This is a genomic window from Mucilaginibacter aquariorum, assembly GCF_024498135.1.
Taxonomy (GTDB): Bacteria; Bacteroidota; Bacteroidia; order Sphingobacteriales; family Sphingobacteriaceae; genus Mucilaginibacter; species Mucilaginibacter aquariorum.
This window is the reverse complement of sequence record NZ_JANHOH010000011.1, coordinates 33,689-51,485: the sequence shown is the minus strand read 5'-3', so window position 1 is coordinate 51,485 and position 17,797 is coordinate 33,689. Positions and strand designations below refer to the sequence as shown.

The 17,797-nt window shown below is 41.2% G+C and carries 18 protein-coding genes; 17 read left to right on the top strand and 1 reads right to left on the bottom strand.

From position 1 onward, the window contains the following. Positions 1-36: 36 nt before the first annotated feature. From NPE20_RS23860 to NPE20_RS23785, 16 genes are all read left to right on the top strand, one after another. Positions 37-651: a hypothetical protein gene (locus tag NPE20_RS23860; RefSeq protein WP_256541218.1), complete on the top strand. Its 615-nt coding sequence runs from the start codon at positions 37-39 to the stop codon at positions 649-651. Positions 652-709: 58 nt separating this feature from the next. Continuing rightward, positions 710-1,651, top strand: coding sequence for an SPFH domain-containing protein (locus NPE20_RS23855; RefSeq protein WP_256541217.1), 942 nt, complete (start codon positions 710-712; stop codon positions 1,649-1,651). A 23-nt stretch (positions 1,652-1,674) separates the two neighbouring features. After that, a complete protein-coding gene (locus NPE20_RS23850) occupies positions 1,675-2,232 on the top strand; it encodes a DUF922 domain-containing protein (RefSeq protein ID WP_256541216.1) in 558 nt (185 codons plus the stop codon). 158 nt (positions 2,233-2,390) lie between these two features. Next, positions 2,391-3,146 (top strand): UDP-2,3-diacylglucosamine diphosphatase, encoded by a 756-nt coding sequence (locus NPE20_RS23845; protein ID WP_256541215.1) that lies wholly within the window; start codon positions 2,391-2,393, stop codon positions 3,144-3,146. Between the two features lie 208 nt (positions 3,147-3,354). Next, on the top strand, positions 3,355-3,606 hold the full coding sequence (locus NPE20_RS23840; protein WP_256541214.1) for a hypothetical protein: 252 nt from the start codon (positions 3,355-3,357) through the stop codon (positions 3,604-3,606). 4 nt (positions 3,607-3,610) lie between these two features. Further along, positions 3,611-4,684, top strand: coding sequence for a peptide chain release factor 1 (prfA, locus tag NPE20_RS23835; RefSeq protein WP_256541213.1), 1,074 nt, complete (start codon positions 3,611-3,613; stop codon positions 4,682-4,684). A 55-nt stretch (positions 4,685-4,739) separates the two neighbouring features. Next, positions 4,740-4,958, top strand: coding sequence for a hypothetical protein (locus NPE20_RS23830; RefSeq protein ID WP_256541212.1), 219 nt, complete (start codon positions 4,740-4,742; stop codon positions 4,956-4,958). An 11-nt stretch (positions 4,959-4,969) separates the two neighbouring features. After that, on the top strand, positions 4,970-5,338 hold the full coding sequence (locus tag NPE20_RS23825) for a type II toxin-antitoxin system VapC family toxin (protein ID WP_256541211.1): 369 nt from the start codon (positions 4,970-4,972) through the stop codon (positions 5,336-5,338). Between the two features lie 160 nt (positions 5,339-5,498). Then, positions 5,499-6,455 carry an FAD:protein FMN transferase gene (locus NPE20_RS23820; RefSeq protein WP_256541210.1) on the top strand — a complete coding sequence of 319 codons (957 nt, stop codon included), beginning with the start codon at positions 5,499-5,501 and terminating at the stop codon, positions 6,453-6,455. Between the two features lie 196 nt (positions 6,456-6,651). After that, positions 6,652-6,969 carry a hypothetical protein gene (locus tag NPE20_RS23815; RefSeq protein WP_256541209.1) on the top strand — a complete coding sequence of 106 codons (318 nt, stop codon included), beginning with the start codon at positions 6,652-6,654 and terminating at the stop codon, positions 6,967-6,969. Continuing rightward, on the top strand, positions 6,969-7,847 hold the full coding sequence (locus NPE20_RS23810; protein ID WP_256541208.1) for a hypothetical protein: 879 nt from the start codon (positions 6,969-6,971) through the stop codon (positions 7,845-7,847). The genes NPE20_RS23815 and NPE20_RS23810 overlap by 1 nt, the downstream gene beginning before the upstream one ends. After that, positions 7,848-8,531 (top strand): response regulator transcription factor, encoded by a 684-nt coding sequence (locus NPE20_RS23805; RefSeq protein WP_256541207.1) that lies wholly within the window; start codon positions 7,848-7,850, stop codon positions 8,529-8,531. It abuts the gene before it with no gap. Between the two features lie 4 nt (positions 8,532-8,535). Beyond that, positions 8,536-9,873 (top strand): sensor histidine kinase, encoded by a 1,338-nt coding sequence (locus NPE20_RS27015; RefSeq protein ID WP_256541206.1) that lies wholly within the window; start codon positions 8,536-8,538, stop codon positions 9,871-9,873. Between the two features lie 208 nt (positions 9,874-10,081). Then, positions 10,082-10,762, top strand: a complete 681-nt coding sequence (locus NPE20_RS23795; protein WP_256541205.1) for a YiaD family glycine zipper/OmpA-like lipoprotein — start codon at positions 10,082-10,084, stop codon at positions 10,760-10,762. A gap of 744 nt (positions 10,763-11,506) precedes the next feature. Beyond that, a complete protein-coding gene (gene hisS, locus NPE20_RS23790) occupies positions 11,507-12,886 on the top strand; it encodes a histidine--tRNA ligase (protein ID WP_256541204.1) in 1,380 nt (459 codons plus the stop codon). Between the two features lie 8 nt (positions 12,887-12,894). Continuing rightward, positions 12,895-13,731 carry a WG repeat-containing protein gene (locus NPE20_RS23785; RefSeq protein ID WP_256541203.1) on the top strand — a complete coding sequence of 279 codons (837 nt, stop codon included), beginning with the start codon at positions 12,895-12,897 and terminating at the stop codon, positions 13,729-13,731. A 3-nt stretch (positions 13,732-13,734) separates the two neighbouring features. Here the strand turns inward: NPE20_RS23785 and NPE20_RS23780 are convergent, their stop codons facing one another. Continuing rightward, on the bottom strand, positions 13,735-15,588 hold the full coding sequence (locus NPE20_RS23780; protein ID WP_256541202.1) for a PAS domain S-box protein: 1,854 nt from the start codon (positions 15,586-15,588) through the stop codon (positions 13,735-13,737). 283 nt (positions 15,589-15,871) lie between these two features. On the opposite strand from NPE20_RS23780, the gene NPE20_RS23775 reads away from it, so the two are divergent. Next, positions 15,872-17,797 (top strand): DUF3857 domain-containing protein, encoded by a 1,926-nt coding sequence (locus NPE20_RS23775; protein ID WP_256541201.1) that lies wholly within the window; start codon positions 15,872-15,874, stop codon positions 17,795-17,797.

Genomic DNA, 17,797 nt, shown 5'->3' with positions numbered 1-17,797 from the left:
ATTATTGCTATCTTTAGGGAACCTTATCTTATCAACATGTCGTTCCAATTAAATTTAGCCATAAATCCGGCAGATTTGCAAACCCTTATTGATGAGGGCCAGCAGATCGTTCTTGTTAAATCAACCCTGTTGCAAACTTCGCTGGCATGGCTTTGCTTGCCCCCATCGTCAAATAATTGCATTCAATGGGATGAAAATTATTATATATACGCCCAAATGGAGCGTGTAGAAATTGGCACGCAGATCCGGATGGATTATCAAAGCGCTGTTGTACCCGGGCTGCATAACTTCAGGTCATTTGGCTCATTCTTCCCGGGCCCCAACAATAATCCGCAACCTAATTCTTACTCAATAGCAAACCAATACATCCAGCAGCCTTATATTACCGTTGGCCTGGCACAGCCTGTTCGCTTAAACGGATCATTAGCTATGGTAAACCCAATGCTCGCCTATGTTGTATTCCCTAATAATACGATAACTTTTCGAACTGTAAATCAGGTAACCATATTTGTGTCAAACACAATTACCACAAGCCAGCTTATATCAAATGAGATATCCGCTAATGCATTAAGCATTGATTTTACTACCGCACCCGAAACCAACATAGTTTATGACCCTGTCAAAGGTGGCTTCGTACTTGCGGGGTTATAATATCTTTTATTGCGGCTATTATAATTAAGTCTATATTTATTAAAAAAATATAAGCCTAATGACACCATCATCAATTGTCGCCTACCTTGTAGTATTCTTTATAATTATTGTAATCTTCTCGTCTTTTGTAACTGTTAAGCAGGGTACCATAGCGGTGGTAACCATATTCGGTAAATATCGCAGGATATTAACACCGGGGTTAAACTTCAAGATCCCGTTGATAGAGCAGATCTATTCAAAAATATCTATCCAGAACCGCTCTGTCGAGCTGGAGTTTCAGGCGGTAACATTTGACCAGGCCAATGTTTACTTTAAGGCCATGCTGCTTTATTCGGTATTAGACCAGCAGGAAGAAAGCATCAAAAACGTTGCTTTTAAATTTGTTGACGAGCGCAACCTGATGCAAGCTTTGATCCGTACGGTAGAAGGTTCTATCCGTGCTTTTGTGGCCACCAAACGCCAAAGTGAAGTATTGATATTGCGCCGCGATATTGTAGAACACGTAAAAGAACAACTGGATACTATATTAGAAGGCTGGGGTTACCATTTGCAGGATCTGCAGCTGAATGATATCACCTTTGATGACATCATCATGAAATCGATGAGCCAGGTGGTGGCATCAAATAACCTAAAGGCCGCTGCCGAAAACGAAGGCCAGGCTTTATTGATCACCAAAACAAAAGCTGCCGAGGCTGATGGTAACGCGATAAAAATTTCTGCCGAGGCCGAGCGCCAGGCAGCTCAGCTGCGCGGGCAGGGTATCGCCTTATTCCGCGAGGAGGTGGCCAAGGGTATGTCTACAGCTGCAAAAGAAATGCAGAGCGCCAATATGGATACCTCGGTTATCCTTTTCACGATGTGGACAGAATCTATCAAGCACTTTGCTGAAAACTCAAAAGGAAATGTAATATTCCTCGATGGGTCTACCGATGGAATGCACCGTACCATGAAAGAAATGATGAGCTTAAACCTTTTGGATAAAGATAAAGTCAAAAAGTAAAGTTTCACTTTACCATTGGCTAAATGATATTAAAATATTTACGCGCTTTTTGTGCCTGTGTTTTGTTAGGTCTGGCGTTAAACCCGGCATCTGCACAACCACACCGTATATTAACCATTAACGATTTCCAGGGAGCGCCACGGGCAAATGGCCGGGGCGTAGTAGCCTACACCAATTGTACTATCGATTTTAAATACCAGGCCAGCCGCAATAACGGTCAGTATCGGATACATGCCAATGTTCGGTTATTCATGAACAATTACAAATCATGGATTGATAGGTCGCGGATAACCTCGGCGGAGCAATTGGCCGAAATATTAAAACACGAACAAGGCCATTATACCATTGCCTACCTGGAACAACAGGAAGTGCTAAGGGCTATTGAGCGCACCCGCTTCTCGGCTAATTATCAAAACGAGGCCATGAATATCTTTAACCGTATTGATGCCAAATACAAACAGCTCAACAGCGATTACGACGAGGATACCCAGCACATGGTAAACCGCCAGCAGCAACGCAGCTGGGATATTTACTTTGCCAAACGGCTGCAGTACATGCCGGAAGAGAACGCGAGTTTGTAGTTAATTAGTGCTATCAATATGTCATGGTGAGCTTGTCGAACCATTTGCAAATTAGGGTATGGCGCATAGGTCTTCGACAGGCTCAGACTGACAAGAGTATCTATTTGCTTAAAACACTCATTTGCCATCTGCCAATTATTCCCGTACTTTTGAAAAATATGCCAACCGGTAAAAACTTATACTTTGCTTCAGATTTTCATTTAGGTGCTAACGGCCACGTTCTATCGCGCGAGCGGGAAGACCGTATCATCCGCTGGCTGGATCTGATAAAAGATGACGCTGCCGAGCTCTTTTTGATGGGCGATGTATTCGACTTTTGGTTTGAATATAAAACCGTGGTACCTAAAGGATACATTCGCTTTTTAGGCAAGCTGGCACAATTAACCGATGCCGGCGTTAAGCTTTACCTGTTTAAAGGCAACCACGATATGTGGATGTTTGATTATTTTGAACAAGAGTTAAACGCCACCATTATTACCAACGAACTGGAGATTGAACGTAACGGCAAAAAGTTTTATTTGCATCATGGTGATGGCCTGGGCCCGGGAGATGCGCAATACAAGTTATTAAAAAAGGTATTCCGCAGCCGGTTTTGCCAATGGTTATTTGCACGGGTGCACCCTAACCTGGGCATTGGGATAGCCAATATGTGGTCGAAACAAAGCCGTATTGCAGGTGCAAACGATACAGAAAAGATCCTGCATCAACAGGAATGGCTGGAAATTTACTCGAGAGAGTTACTACAAACCAAACATTACGATTACCTTATTTTTGGGCACAGGCATTTACCGCTCGATATTGCGTTACAGAATAATAGCCGTTATATAAACCTGGGCGAATGGGTAAATTATAATACCTATGCCGTTTTTGATGGGGATAAGCTGGAGCTAAAATATTTTGAGAAGAGCGAATAAATCGCCTTGCTGCTCTGTAGGAGTAATAAGACGGTAGCGTAGCTCAACCATATTTTTCGCGCCGTTGGTACGATCGGGCAATTGGAATGTTACGTACCTACGGCACGTTATTCCTTTTTTTTATTTATTTCTACCGACCTTTAACCCCGATGGGGGTTTAATAAAATTGCTTTGCTGCTCCGTAGGAGCAACAGGTCGGTAGCATAATATGAATCCTATTTTTCGTGCCGTAGGTACGATTGATAACGTTTCTTCAGGCGGCCAAATCTCTTTACAATCCGCTGAATTTATAATGTGCCGATTATTGCGTATTTTTGCATGTTTTTTGCAGTGCAATAACAACCCTAAACCCGATTGTAATAAAAAGCTTTGTGTGATGGGGTTAGCCCGGGCAAAAAAGCTTGTAATGAAAAGCGGGGCCGCAGCAACCCATAAAATGCTGCAATTGATTTTCAAATAAGAAGATGTTAGAGAAATTAGAATTAATATTTCAACGCTGGAAAACCGTAGAAGGCGAATTAAGCAGCCCTGATGCCATGGCTGATATGAAGCGGTTTGCCCAGATGAACAAAGAATATAAAGACCTTGCCAAAATTGTTGACCAGTATAATATTTACAAGAATATTATGAGCAACATTGAAGGCAACAAAGAAATTTTAGCTACCGAGAAGGACGAAGAGTTCCGCGAGATGGCTAAAGCAGAATTGGATGAGCTATTGGTTAAGCAGGACGAAATGGAAGAAGCTATCCGTTTAATGCTGATACCAAAAGACCCGGAAGATTCTAAAAACGCCATTATTGAGATTCGTGGTGGTACAGGTGGTGATGAGGCTGCACTTTTTGCAGGTGACCTTTACCGTATGTACATGCGTTATTGCGAACGCCGCGGATGGAAAACCGAATTGGTTGACTATACTGAAGGTACTGCAGGCGGTTATAAAGAGATTGTGTTTAACGTAAATGCAGAAGATGCTTACGGCAACTTTAAATACGAAAGCGGCGTGCACCGTGTGCAACGTGTTCCCGATACCGAAACGCAGGGCCGTGTGCATACATCGGCAGCATCGGTAGTGGTATTGCCCGAAGTTGATGAATTTGATATTGATTTGCAGGTGAGCGATATCCGTAAGGATCTGTTCTGTGCTTCTGGTCCGGGTGGCCAGTCGGTAAATACTACCTACTCTGCTGTGCGTTTAACGCACATACCTACAGGTATTGTGGCGCAATGCCAGGATCAAAAATCGCAGTTAAAAAATTATGATAAGGCTTTAGGCGTGTTACGTTCACGTGTTTACGAAATGGAGCTGCAAAAGCACCTGGAAGAAACATCTAAGAAACGTAAAACCATGGTTGCCACCGGCGACAGATCGGCTAAAGTGCGTACCTACAACTATCCGCAAGGCCGTTTAACCGAGCACCGCATAGGCTTAACTATTTATAACCTTGTAGGTGTTATGAATGGCGATCTGCAGGAAATTATGGAAGCCCTGCAATTCGCAGAAAACGCCGAAAGACTAAAAGAAGGCACCGCAGCCTAATATTTTATCATCATATAATTAGTATATTTGGTAATAGCCGTTTAATATAATTGATATGAAAATAACAATTGAAATTGATACCAAAAGTGAGCTTGAAAAGCTTACTGCCTTCTTTAAAACTTTTAAAATAGAGAAGGTTAAACTGGTGTCTGATAAAAATGCGGCTATAACCAAAGGTGATAAATCTATTGACCCATCCTCTCTTTTTGGAATATGGGCGAATGAGCCAAAAAAACTCGACGATATCCGCAAAGCCGCCTGGCAACGTAAATAAGCGCACAGGCAATGGTTTTATGCGATACTAATATTCTGATAAACTTATTTAATGGCAATGCTAACACACTTAAAAGCCTGAATGATATCGGCTTAGATAACATTGCTATATCTGATATAACTGTAATGGAGCTTTACCAGGGCATGGGCAACAAAGCCGAACTATTACAGATGAAAAAGAAACTTAAATTTTACGATACTATTCAAATAGATATACAAACATCTGTATTAGCAACAGAATTGATCGAAAAATTTAGGCTAAGTCATAGCCTCCAAATTCCTGATGCTATTATTGGCGCTACTGCAATAATTCACCAAATACCACTCTTTACATACAACATTAAGGATTTCACTTTCATGCCACATTTACAATTATTGTAAATAAACGCCGCTTTCTTCGCCATTCTTTCATATATGGCAACTACCCTTTCATCTCAATTTCATGTGCCTCAATTAATTTAGCGTTTGTGAAGTTGCATTTGCTCATTGCCTTACGTAATGTTAAATACAACAATGTTTTACTTACGAAACGCTATTACCTATGCTGGCAGTAAAAAAATTAACAGGCTCTTCTACCATTTTTAATCGTGAAACACGTTTAATGGGCAACCGGTTCGAGATTAGTTTAGTCGCGACCGATGCCATATGGGCTCACGCGCGCATTGATAGCGCTATTGCCGAAATTAACCGCGTTGATAAATTATTAAGCACCTTTACTGAAGACAGCACTATAAATGAGATAAACCGCAACGCGGGTATCAAGCCGGTACGTGTTGATGCTGAAATATTCAGGCTTGTTGACAGGGCTGTGCAAATATCATCCCTTACCGATGGTACGTTTGATATTACCTACGCTGCCGCAACTACTATCAGCCTGGATGACAGTGTTAATTCTACTGTTACCCCACTTGTTAAAACATTTAAGAAGAAGCTTAACCTAACAAACTATACTAATATTGTGCTTGATTTTGCTGCTCAAACGGTATTCCTTAAAAACAAAGGGATGCGCATTGGCTTTGGCGCTATAAGCCGTGGTTACGCTGCCGACAGGGCTAAGTATATTTTGCAAATGGAAGGCGTTAGCAGTGGTGTTATTAACGCCGGTGGCGACCTTTTAACCTGGGGCCTGCAACCAGACAACACCCCCTGGACCATTGCCACAGCAGACCCGGCACAAGCCAACCAGCCTTATGCCGATGTAAACATTAGCAACATGGCGGTAGCCACTTCTTACAATACAGAAAAGTATACCAGCATAAATAACAACAAAATAACCGGCGATATTAACTCACAAAATGGCTTCCCGGTTAGTAAAATTAAAAGTGTAAGCATTATTACCCCGGGTGCCGAACTTGCCGATGCCATGGCAACCCCTATTATTGCTATGGGTGTAAACGCCGGTTTATATTTAATAAACAAGCTTAACCAAATGGCATGCATCATAATTGATGATCATGCACGTGTATATACTTCAAAAGATATTAGTGTAATGATGTAAGCTTCGCTTATCTTTACCATAAACCTATTATAAAAAATATTACCCGCGCTAAGTAACAGGGATAAAAGCCCCGGGTATTTAGCGCATTTTTGAATAGAATTAATAACCTGCAAACGTATAGCCTGCATATCTTTATAATTATTAAGCGTTTCTTTCTCCTCAAATGATAAAGTGGTTTTTGTATATTGTACTCTTAATGATATCCGTACCACGCTTGTCATACGCAAAAAACAATACCGGTTTTCATGGTAGCCTTTTTCATGCTTATACTAATGTATCATTTAACACATTTTATGCGTTACAGCAAGATACAATTGTAACAAAAGGCAAACAACGTCAATCTGAAGAAGATAAAAAGAAAATTAAGGTGGTTGCCAAGGCAAAAAAAATGCCGAAGCCCGAGAAAATAGAAGATATTGACCCGGTAACTTTAAAGCCTAAACAAAAACCTAAACGGCAGCGCAGGCCCGAGGGATTGGAACGGCCGCCCGAAATACCAAGGAGAAACGACTAATGAGATACTTTGGCGCCCTGTTATTTATTATCACATGCAATGCAGTAAATGCGGCTACACTTAAGCCCAAATTAATTGCATACAGGGATGATTATGCCGTTGCAGATACTGATAGTGTTGTGCGCAAAAGCTCGGTATCGGCTGGGATAAGCTATGGCAGCGATGCGCTGTTTTTTGGTCGAACCGGCCCAATCAAGTATCCATTCATGTCTACCGATATTATTTTTAATGCTAAACCAGGTTTCTTTATATATGGCTCGGCGGTAAAAGTATTGGGCTACAAACCATTGGTTGATGAAATTGATATTGGCGGCGGATATTACTACAGGTTGTCAAAAAAATTCACCGGTACAATAAGTTACACCCGCTTCTTTTTTAACAAAGAGGCCACAATAATAAAATCCTCGGCATCAAATGATATCAACTGGAAAAACTCCTATGATTGGAAATACCTGAAAACCAGTTTCACTGCCGACTACCTGTTTGGCAAATCGTATGATATTTTTACTACGATCACCAACTCAAAATATATCGAGAGCTCGTTCAATATTTTTAACGATCAGGATTTCCTCTCCATCAACCCATCGGTAAGCCTTATTTTTGGCACACAAAATTTTGTGCAGCGCTACGCTGTTGATCACGATTACAGGTTAGAGGCCGATAATATTTATATAAAGAACGAAAACGGCCGGCGCGCCCGGGCAAACGCGGAGTTTAATATGCTAAACTATAGCTTTAAAATACCGCTGGCATACAACATGCCCCATTATACACTGGAAGCCTCTTACAAATACTCTATCCCGGTTAACGTGGAGGGGATGTTAAAGAACAGGCGCGAATCATTTTTTAATTTCACCTTTTATTATGTCTTTTATTAGATGAATGTATTGATCATAGAGGATGAAAAGGCACTCGCCCACGAACTGGAACTTTTTCTGGTAAAGAATAATTACATCTGCGAGATAAGTTACAACGGTGCATCCGCTTCCGAAAAAATTGCCGTTAACCTTTACGATTTTATACTGTTAGACCTTGGCCTGCCAGATTATGACGGGCTGGACTTGCTTAAAGAAGCGAAAAAGACCAATCCCGAAGCTGCCTGCATTATACTTACTGCCCGTGCCGAAGTTAACGATCGTGTAAAGGGCCTTGACCTTGGCGCAGACGACTATCTGGCAAAACCCTTCTCGCTTTTAGAACTGCAAAGCCGCATGCAGGCCATAACCCGCAGAAAGTTTGGCATCACCCAAACCATTGTTGACCTGGATGGCTTTTTGGTGAATATTACCGAGCGTACCATTATGTATCACGTTAACCCGGTTAATACCATCACCAAAAAAGAATTTGACCTGATTGCCTATATGTTGCTGCATAAAAACCGCACGCTAACCCGTGCCCAGTTAAGCGAACATATTTGGGGAAGCGTTATTAATGACGATTACGACTCCAACTTTATTGATGCCCACATTAAAAACATACGTAAAAAGCTAAGCATATTCGCCCCGGCCGATTGGCTGGAAACCGTACGCGGTTTAGGATACAGGATAAAATCAAACGTTTAAGTACGTGAAACTTAAAACTAAACTTACGCTGTTTAATGCCATTTCAAAACTGGTTATTGTAACCCTGTTTATTTTGCTCCTGCCCAATATTATCGAAAACATTAATAAGAGTTATACCGATAGCCGCCTGGTAAAGCAAAAGGATAAACTACTACAAATTGTAAGGGAAAAGGGGATTCAAACTTATATTGAAGACGGTGAAAGTTACGGTAGTTATCTGCCTCTTAAAGAAGAATATGTCAGCCTGGATGAAGTTGAGCCCGGTTACCATTTAGATACTATTAAAGATGAACAGCGCCTTGTTGAACGCGACACCATTGACTACCGCATACTAAGCCATACTTTTAAAGCAGGCAAAAAAAATTATTTACTGGAGATAGGCAAAAGCACCGAAACCATTGGCGAAACCACCGGCCCGCTGCAAAACATTGCTTTCCAGATATTGCTGGGGATGATACTGCTTACCATTTTGGCCGATCAGCTTTATTCCAATTACATTTTGCGGCCACTAAGCATAATTATCCGCACCAAGTTAATTGGCAACAAATTCCCTCAATTTACAACCTATAAGGAAGTTAAAACCAGCACCATAGATTTTCAGCACCTGGATCTCAGCATTCACAAAATGGTGGAAACCATCGAAACCGCATTTCAAAAAGAACGCGAGTTTATATCCAATGCATCGCACGAATTGATGACCCCCATCTCTATCCTGCAATCGAAAATTGAGAATATGTTTGAGCAGGACGATATTGCCGATGATTTAAAGGTGCGCCTGCTGGAGATGCAGAAAATACTAAACCGCTTAAAAAGCATTACCAAAACCCTGCTGCTGATCTCACAAATAGAAAACGACCAGTTCCTGAAAGAGGATAAGATCTCGGCCCGGGAGTTACTGCAGGATATTTACGATGAAATATCCATCCGCCTGCAGGATAGGAATATTAGCCTGGCGCTTTTAGTGATAGAGGATGTAGAGTTGGTTAATGTAAATAAGTTTCTGTTGTTCAATCTGTTTTTTAACCTTATTAACAACGCCATAAAATACAATCGCCCCGATGGCGAGATAACCGTTACCGGGCAATGGGTAAAAGGTAACTATACTATCAGTGTTGCAGATACCGGCATTGGCATAGCCGCCGAAGAGTTGCCGTATATATTTAACCGGTTCAAAAAACTGAAGCAGTCGTTATCGCAGGATAGCTTTGGCCTTGGCCTGCCTATAGTAAAATCAATTGCTACGTTTCATAAAATGGGGATAAGTGTAGTGTCAGAAAAAGACGTTGGCAGCACATTTACCTTAACTTTCCCTACAAAAGTTACCGGAACTTCGCCCGGCTAACTAAAGGTTGTACTAAATAAAAGTCAGCACTGCATAGCGTATTATTTGTGTATTATTCTAAATACAGGGTTATTTTCTCAACTCTTAAAAATATGTTGTTATAGTAGGGATTTACTTTCCAAATAGTAGTAATATTTTAATAATATATAGCTTTGGTGTTTGGCATTAGCTTTGTAAATAACCTATCAAAATACACTCAATTTAAAAGATGAAAACACTAAAAATAAGAATCGCTACGTACAGTATAGCATTAGCTTCGTTAGGCCTGTTAGCCTCTGGCTGTAATTCACTTACTAAAACACAAAAAGGTGCCGCTATTGGCGCAGGTGCCGGTGGTACCATTGGTGCTTTTATTGGTAAAGCCGCAGGTAATACCGCTTTAGGTGCAATTATAGGTGGTGCCGTTGGTGGTACAGCCGGTGCATTTATTGGCCGTAACATGGATAGGCAAGCCGCCGAAATTAAACAAACAGTACCCGGTGCAACCGTAACACGCGAAGGCGAAGGTATTTTAGTAAAGTTTGATTCAGGTATATTGTTCGATACCAATTCATCAGAATTGAAACCGGCTGCGCGTACTAACCTTGCAAACCTGGCTACATCACTACAAAACAACCCGCAAACAAACATTTTAATTGTGGGCCATACCGATAATACCGGTACAGACGAGTATAACCAAAACCTTTCTGTACGCAGGGCCGAGTCGGTTAAAGCGTATATCTCTGCTAACAATGTGGCTAACTCACGTTTAACCACAAGCGGTAAAGGCGAAAGCGAGCCAATTGGCGATAATGCCACTGTTGATGGCCGCTCAAAAAACCGCCGTGTAGAAATTGTTATTGTTGCTAACGAGGCAATGAAAGCCCAGGCTAAAAAAGCTGCAAATTAATATTAGATCAGTTAGTTAAATAGTTTATTAAGAAGCCCTGTGCCACAAAGCACGGGGTTTTCTTTTTAGATAGCGCTTGCATTTAAACCCCTACCTAAAGGGTAATAGCCCAGAGTAGACATAAAGGCAATTTATTGGTTAAGATTCCCTCCTTGGAGAGCCACCGTGTAGCCACATCTTTTGAGATTTGGCAAGGATAAATGAGCCGTAGGCTCTACCGCTTTGTAGAAAAAATAACGAACATGATTTATGCCTCGTAGAGGCTACCCATTCGTAGAAAAGTAACGGAATTAGTCTTATTCATCCTAAAAATGGCGAATAAATGGGTAGCTCCTATGGAGCAAAAACGTTTTCTTTCATTGGCTACAAAGCGGTAGACCCATGGGTCATAAAAAATATACTCAACGAAAGATGTGGGTACACGGTAGCCTGGGGAGGGGTGCATAGGGATGTGTAGTGGCAGGGAGGGGTTTATTCGCCCTGCTTTACGCCGAAACCCCTCCCTACACCCTCCCGTTGGGAGGGAATCGCGCAAGCCCCATGCTTTATGACTACTCATCAGCTACTACCCTCTAAAAGGAGGGGACTTTAAAAGCACTGCCCCCTTTCCTTTGGAGAGGGCTGGGGTGAGGCTTTAACCCTCTTTCCGCTTGCGGAGAGAGGGTGGTCGGGCGAAGCAAAGACCGGGTGGGTCAACTACAAAGCGGCGCTTTATGCTTCTGCGCTTTTTTGTACCTTTGCCGCATGGCATCCATCAAACCATCCGTACCTAAGGGCACCCGCGATTTCTCTCCGGCCGAAATGGCAAAGCGTAACTTTATTTTTGATACCATAAAGGGCGTATTCAGAAAATACGGTTACCAGCAGATAGAAACCCCATCGATGGAAAACCTAAGCACCTTTACCGGTAAATATGGCGATGAAGGTGATAAACTCATATTTAAAATACTAAATAGTGGAGATTTTTTAGCCAAAGCTGATGAACAGGCACTGGCAACGCGAAACTCAAATCAGGCAACCGCGTCAATCTCCGAAAAAGCCCTTCGCTACGACCTTACCGTACCCTTTGCGCGTTATGTTGTACAACACCAAAACGAGATAACCTTTCCATTCAAACGTTTCCAGGTGCAGCCAGTATGGCGGGCAGACAGGCCGCAGAAAGGCCGCTATCGCGAGTTTTACCAATGTGATGCAGATGTGGTTGGTTCGGCTTCCTTACTGAACGAGGCCGAGTTTATTATGATATATGACGAAGCTTTAAGTCTGCTTGGTTTAAAAGACTTCAGTATCAAAATAAACAATAGAAAAATACTATCGGGAATAGCACAAGTTATAGACAAAAACGATAGCATTATTGACATGACCGTAGCTATCGATAAGCTGGATAAGATAGGTTTCGACGGCGTGGTAAAGGAACTGCTTGAGCGGGGCTTTACCCAGGCAGATATCGATCATATAAAACCCATTATCCTTTTAGAAGGCACTAACGACGATAAACTGGCCAGTTTGCGCCAGGCCTTACAAGGTTCGGAAATTGGCCTGCAAGGTTGCGACGAGATACAAACCGTATTTGATTATGTTGCTGCCTGCAAACCGCTTACGGCCAAACTGGAGCTGGATATTACCCTTGCCCGTGGGTTGAACTATTACACCGGTGCCATTTTCGAAGTAAAAACAAACGAAGTGGCTATGGGCAGCATTGGCGGTGGTGGCCGTTATGATGATCTGACCGGCATGTTCGGCTTAAAAGGTTTAACCGGTGCCGGGATCTCTTTTGGTGCCGACCGTATTTATGATGTGCTGGAAGAACTGAACCTGTTCCCGCAATCGGCCGAGCAAAGTACGCAGGTACTGATATGCTGCTTTGATGAGCAGGGCGAAAAATATGGCTTGCCCCTATTGCAAAACCTGCGCAGCCAAAATATAAATGCCGAGCTGTATCCGGCAGGCGCTAAAATTAAAAAACAAATGGAATATGCTAATAACAAGCAGATCCCTTACACCGTTTTAATTGGCAGCGACGAAATGCAAAGCGGCCTGCTAACCTTCAAAAACATGGAAAGCGGCGAGCAGGAGAAATTATCAGCAGATGATATTTTAGGCAGGCTCAAGAAAGCAAAATAATAGTATCCATGTGCAAAAGGACTTTTATAACACTCTTGCTCGTATCTGTTATCAAAAGTTATGGTTTTGCCCAAATCGAATTACCGACCAAGTCATATCCGTTTAATTTTAAGTATTTAGCTTATGCTGCTCAAGAATTAATAGTTAACGACACAATTGTTCCAACTTATCAGGCTTCAAAATACTATTACATTAATTCCTACACAGGTAAAAAAGTATTCAAGCAAGGTTTTGAAGAAGCCTACCCATTTTACAATGGGTCTGGGTTAGTTAAATTAAATGGGGAATTTGGCATCATTAAAAAGGATGGGGAAATAATTGTTGAACCGATTTTCCCACGTTTTCAATTCAACGGCATTCGCCCAAGTATTGATTTCTACAATTTTAAATTTTTTAATCTTGTTGAAGGGAAGTTATCCGACACTGATTACATAGACGGAGATCCTGTAATACCGGTTTATCCTGTGATTAAAAAAGGGAAGCAATTTTATCTGCGTGATACAACCAGAACCGATGCCTCTCTAAGCTATGACGACTTCGCTACAGTAAAGGATTTTTGGAAGTTTAATGGTTTATACGCTCTTAAAAAGGGACAGGTTTGGTATTATTTCAACAAAGGAAAACTACTTTTTAAGAGTAAATACAAACCACTTTCATTTGCAGATAATGTGTTTATTTACAAAACAAACGGCCTATATAACATCTTAAATAATAAAGGAGTTACTGTATTACCTGTGAACTACAAATGGATAACGCCCAATGGCCGAATAGCGTTAACTGTGAAAGACGATGTTGTGATTTTAAACACATTGAAGAAGGAGTTTCTATACTTTCCTCACAATTAAGCATCAGGTTAAATAAACTTTAAACGTTGTTCCCTTACCTACCTGGCTTTCCACCTCAATTTTACCTCCCAAAGCTTCTACCTGGTTTTTAGTTATAAAAAGGCCCATACCTTTGGCATCGCGGTTACCGTTAAAGGTTTTGTACATCCCAAAAAGTTCGTTGCCGTGCTTATTAAGGTCGATACCAATACCATTATCTGCAACGGTAAAGCCCTCCCTGCCATCGGCATCTTTAAAATGGGTAAGTGTAATTTTAGAGGGTGCTGTTGCCGAACGGTATTTGATAGCATTGCTTATTAAATTTAGAATAATACTTTCTAAATAAGCCGGACTGTAACTAAGCGTGCGATCGGCCGGGATAAGATTATCGATACTGATATCCGACTGTGCAATATCACCATCCAGTAGCTCTATTGCCCGGTTAAAGTAACTGCGTAAATTAAGCTCTGTAGTTTGTATATCAAGGTTTGTTTGTATAGATACCACCTCGTTAAGATTGGTAATGGTGTCATTTAATTGCTCAGAAACATTCGCCAAATGGCCGGATAGTTCCTGCTTTTCCTCGTCGCTTGTAAGCGGGTCTGCCAGTACATCCATTATCATTTTAAAATTGCTGGCATGTGTACGCAGGTTATGCGATACAATATAAGCGAAGTTTAGCAGGCGGCTATTTTGTTTGCTTATCACATCAAGTGTTTCGCGCAGATGTTGTTCCTGTTGTTTTTGCTCGGTAATATCAATGTGTGTACCAATAATGCGGGCAGGTTTATTGTTCTCGTCATATTCAATAACCTTTCCTTTGTCCAGGATCCATTTGTAGGAGCCATCTTTACATAAAACGCGGTGCTGGTTTGTGTAAGAATCGGTTAAGCCGTTTATATAAGCACGAACATCCGCTACATACTTTTCCCTGTCATCCGGGTGCACCCTGCTTGTCCATTGGCCAGGTACGCTACTAAAGTCATGCTCTTCCAAACCTATGGTGCTCAGGCATTGTTTGGAATGAAAAATAGTATTGTTACGCAGGTCAAAATCCCAAATACCACCCCCCGAACCTTCAGAGGCAAAGATCCATCTGCGCTCACTTTCTTTCAGCAGGGCTTCGGCTTGTTTGCGTTCGGTAATATCTTTTATTTGCGATACAAAGTACAGGGGCTCTCCGGCCTTGTCGCGCACAAGCGCCACATTCAATAATATCCAGATATTGCCGCCATCCTTTTTTACGTACCGCTTTTCCATATGGTACGTATCTATCTCTTTATTTAATGTTTTTTGAAGCAGTGCAAGGTCGGCTTCAAGATCATCTGCATGCGTTACTTCCTGGAAGGTTTTTGTCATTAATTCTTCGGCTGTATAGCCCAGCATCTCGCATATGCTTTTATTTACTTTCAGAAATTTACCCGCAGTAGATACCAGCACCATCCCGATAGGGGAATATTCAAAAGCGTTTCTAAAGGTTTCCTCGCTTATTTCAAGTGTTTGTTCGGCATTTTTTTTGGCGGTAATATCAATATGGCAACCTACCATGCGTATAGGCAGGTCGCCCTGCCATTCAATTACACGGCCTGTAGTATTTATCCAAACTATTGAGCCATTTTTATGCGTATATCTTACATCAACATTAAAGGGTTTTTCACCATGGCTGTCGTAATGTTCCTTCAGGCATGCATCCATCCGGGGGACATCTTCAGCAACAATAAGTTTGGCCCAGGTATCGGTAATATTTGGCAATTCGTGGTCCTGATAGCCAAACATGGCTTTAAAAGCAGTACTTAAAAACACCTTGTTCTCCTGCAGATAGCAGTCCCAATAACCCGCAAGGGCTTCCTCAAGGATTATCTTATAAATGTTCTCCATTAATTAAGGATATGGGATAATATTAACGGTTACCAAGTGTACAATAATTGGGCAACATAAAAAGCTAAGCAAATATGGTTAGTAAATCGGCACATATTATTAAGCGTTATACGAAATTTGCCCTGCAAAGTTCCCGCTCAATATAACTTAGCTGGCGTTTACTATGTCAATTATGGCTTAGTATTATCTCAAGGGCATTAATTACAACTTAATTTTTTTATACAAAATTATCAAATAATATCCTCATAGTGATTATATTCGTATCGTCCTAACCCTAATTACAATGCGTAAAGCTATTACCCTTCTTTTGTTGTGCCTGGCTGTATCTGCCGTTAACGCACAAACAACACCAACCACACAACCTTTCGGAAAAATTGACATAGCAGACCTGGAGATGAAAACCTGCGACTTTGAAAAAAGTGCCAATGCCGAAGTGCTTTTTAACAAAAGCAATGTATACTTTGATAACAATTATGATATTGTAACCGAGATACATAAACGCATTAAAATATTTAATGATAATGGTAAAGATCATGCAAACGTTCGTATAGAATATTATGGCGGCGATAGGTCTGAATATATCTCGGGCATACAAGCCCAAACCATTAATCTTACTAATGGCGTTCCAGAGATTGTCAAGGTTGATAAAAAACAGATCTTCACCGAAACTATTGACAGGAGCCGTACCGCCACCGTGTTTTCATTCCCCAATGTTAAGCCCGGTTCGGTAATCGAATATAAGTACTCTATTGTGAGCAACAACATTGGTAACTTTCCAGACTGGTATTTTCAAACCAGCATCCCTACGCGTTATAGCGAGCTAACAACCAACACCCCGGATATTTTATATTACAAGAACCTGGAAAGCGTTCATCAGCCTTATGCTGTTAATAAAACTAACCGCGATGGCTCAATTACAAAAGCCCTGGCCAACGTAGCATCAATACCCGATGAACCCTTTATGAGTTCGCTTGAAGATAATTGCCAGCGCATATTGTTTCAGTTGATGACTGTTAGGCCAATTGGACAAAGGATGATGAGTTTTTCTGACTCCTGGACAAAGGTTGGCGAAACGCTGATGGAGGCCGTTAATTTTGGAGGGCAGCTAAACCATAAAATTAATGGTGAGGAAACGCTTATTGCCAAAGCTAAAGAGTTAAAAACCGATGACGAAAAGATAGCCTATCTTTTTAATGAGGTTAAAAACAATATGAAATGGAGCGAATATTACAGCAAATATTCGGACGATGGCATATCAAAAGCATGGGATAAAAAGGCAGGTAACTCGGGCGAGATAAACATGATCTTATACCATCTGTTAAAAAAAGCAGGTGTAAAAGTTTATCCAATGATTACCAGCACGCGTAAAAATGGCCGTGTAAACCCAGGTTATCCAAACTACTATCAGTTTAACAATACTGTAGCATACGTACCTGTTGATAGCGCAAAGTATTACGTGCTTGATGCCACAAACAAGTACAATATTTACAATCAGGTACCTGCTAATATTTTAAACTCCTTTGGTTTTTATATGGATAAGGACAAAAAGGTATATGATATAACCTTTCTGCAAAATATAAAACCGATTAGGCAGGTGGTTATGTTAAACGGCGTAATTATGGCCGATGGCAAAATGACCGGGACTGCCGAAGTAAGCAATTTTGGCTATAACAGGGTAAATGCGGTTGCTAAGTATAAAAAAGACGGCGAAAAAAAATTCATTGATTATCTTGTTAACGACGATAATAACCTTAAAATATCTTCGGTTAAGTTTGATGGCATGGATATAGACACTTTGCCATTAACGCATAAAGTAGCCTTTGACCTTGACCTTACCGGCTCTGATGGCGATTACATCTATTTTACCCCAAACATGTTAAGCTCGGTTAAAACCAACCCGTTTTTAAGTGAAAACCGTTACACCGATATTGATTTTGGCTACCGTAGCAACTATTCTATTAACTGCACTTTTAAAGTACCTGCCGGATTCAAGGTTGATGTGCTGCCAAAAAGCGTAAGCATGACCATGTCTGATAAAACCATGGCATTTAGGCGTATAGCTATTGAACAGGAAGGCACAATTGTAATTCGTTTTACCATAGACCAGAAAAAGTCTATTTATTTTAAAGAAGATTACCCCGAGATCCACGAATTCTACAAAAAGATGTACGAAATGCTTAACGAGCAAATTGTGCTAAAAAAATCCTGA

Coding starts and splice junctions, on each gene's coding strand:
- NPE20_RS23860 (WP_256541218.1), top strand. CDS start 37: ATGTCGTTCCAATTAAATTTAGCCATAAATCCGGCAGATTTGCAAACC.
- NPE20_RS23855 (WP_256541217.1), top strand. CDS start 710: ATGACACCATCATCAATTGTCGCCTACCTTGTAGTATTCTTTATAATT.
- NPE20_RS23850 (WP_256541216.1), top strand. CDS start 1,675: ATGATATTAAAATATTTACGCGCTTTTTGTGCCTGTGTTTTGTTAGGT.
- NPE20_RS23845 (WP_256541215.1), top strand. CDS start 2,391: ATGCCAACCGGTAAAAACTTATACTTTGCTTCAGATTTTCATTTAGGT.
- NPE20_RS23840 (WP_256541214.1), top strand. CDS start 3,355: ATGAATCCTATTTTTCGTGCCGTAGGTACGATTGATAACGTTTCTTCA.
- prfA (WP_256541213.1), top strand. CDS start 3,611: ATGTTAGAGAAATTAGAATTAATATTTCAACGCTGGAAAACCGTAGAA.
- NPE20_RS23830 (WP_256541212.1), top strand. CDS start 4,740: ATGAAAATAACAATTGAAATTGATACCAAAAGTGAGCTTGAAAAGCTT.
- NPE20_RS23825 (WP_256541211.1), top strand. CDS start 4,970: ATGGTTTTATGCGATACTAATATTCTGATAAACTTATTTAATGGCAAT.
- NPE20_RS23820 (WP_256541210.1), top strand. CDS start 5,499: ATGCTGGCAGTAAAAAAATTAACAGGCTCTTCTACCATTTTTAATCGT.
- NPE20_RS23815 (WP_256541209.1), top strand. CDS start 6,652: ATGATATCCGTACCACGCTTGTCATACGCAAAAAACAATACCGGTTTT.
- NPE20_RS23810 (WP_256541208.1), top strand. CDS start 6,969: ATGAGATACTTTGGCGCCCTGTTATTTATTATCACATGCAATGCAGTA.
- NPE20_RS23805 (WP_256541207.1), top strand. CDS start 7,848: ATGAATGTATTGATCATAGAGGATGAAAAGGCACTCGCCCACGAACTG.
- NPE20_RS23795 (WP_256541205.1), top strand. CDS start 10,082: ATGAAAACACTAAAAATAAGAATCGCTACGTACAGTATAGCATTAGCT.
- hisS (WP_256541204.1), top strand. CDS start 11,507: ATGGCATCCATCAAACCATCCGTACCTAAGGGCACCCGCGATTTCTCT.
- NPE20_RS23785 (WP_256541203.1), top strand. CDS start 12,895: ATGTGCAAAAGGACTTTTATAACACTCTTGCTCGTATCTGTTATCAAA.
- NPE20_RS23780 (WP_256541202.1), bottom strand. CDS start 15,588: ATGGAGAACATTTATAAGATAATCCTTGAGGAAGCCCTTGCGGGTTAT.
- NPE20_RS23775 (WP_256541201.1), top strand. CDS start 15,872: ATGCGTAAAGCTATTACCCTTCTTTTGTTGTGCCTGGCTGTATCTGCC.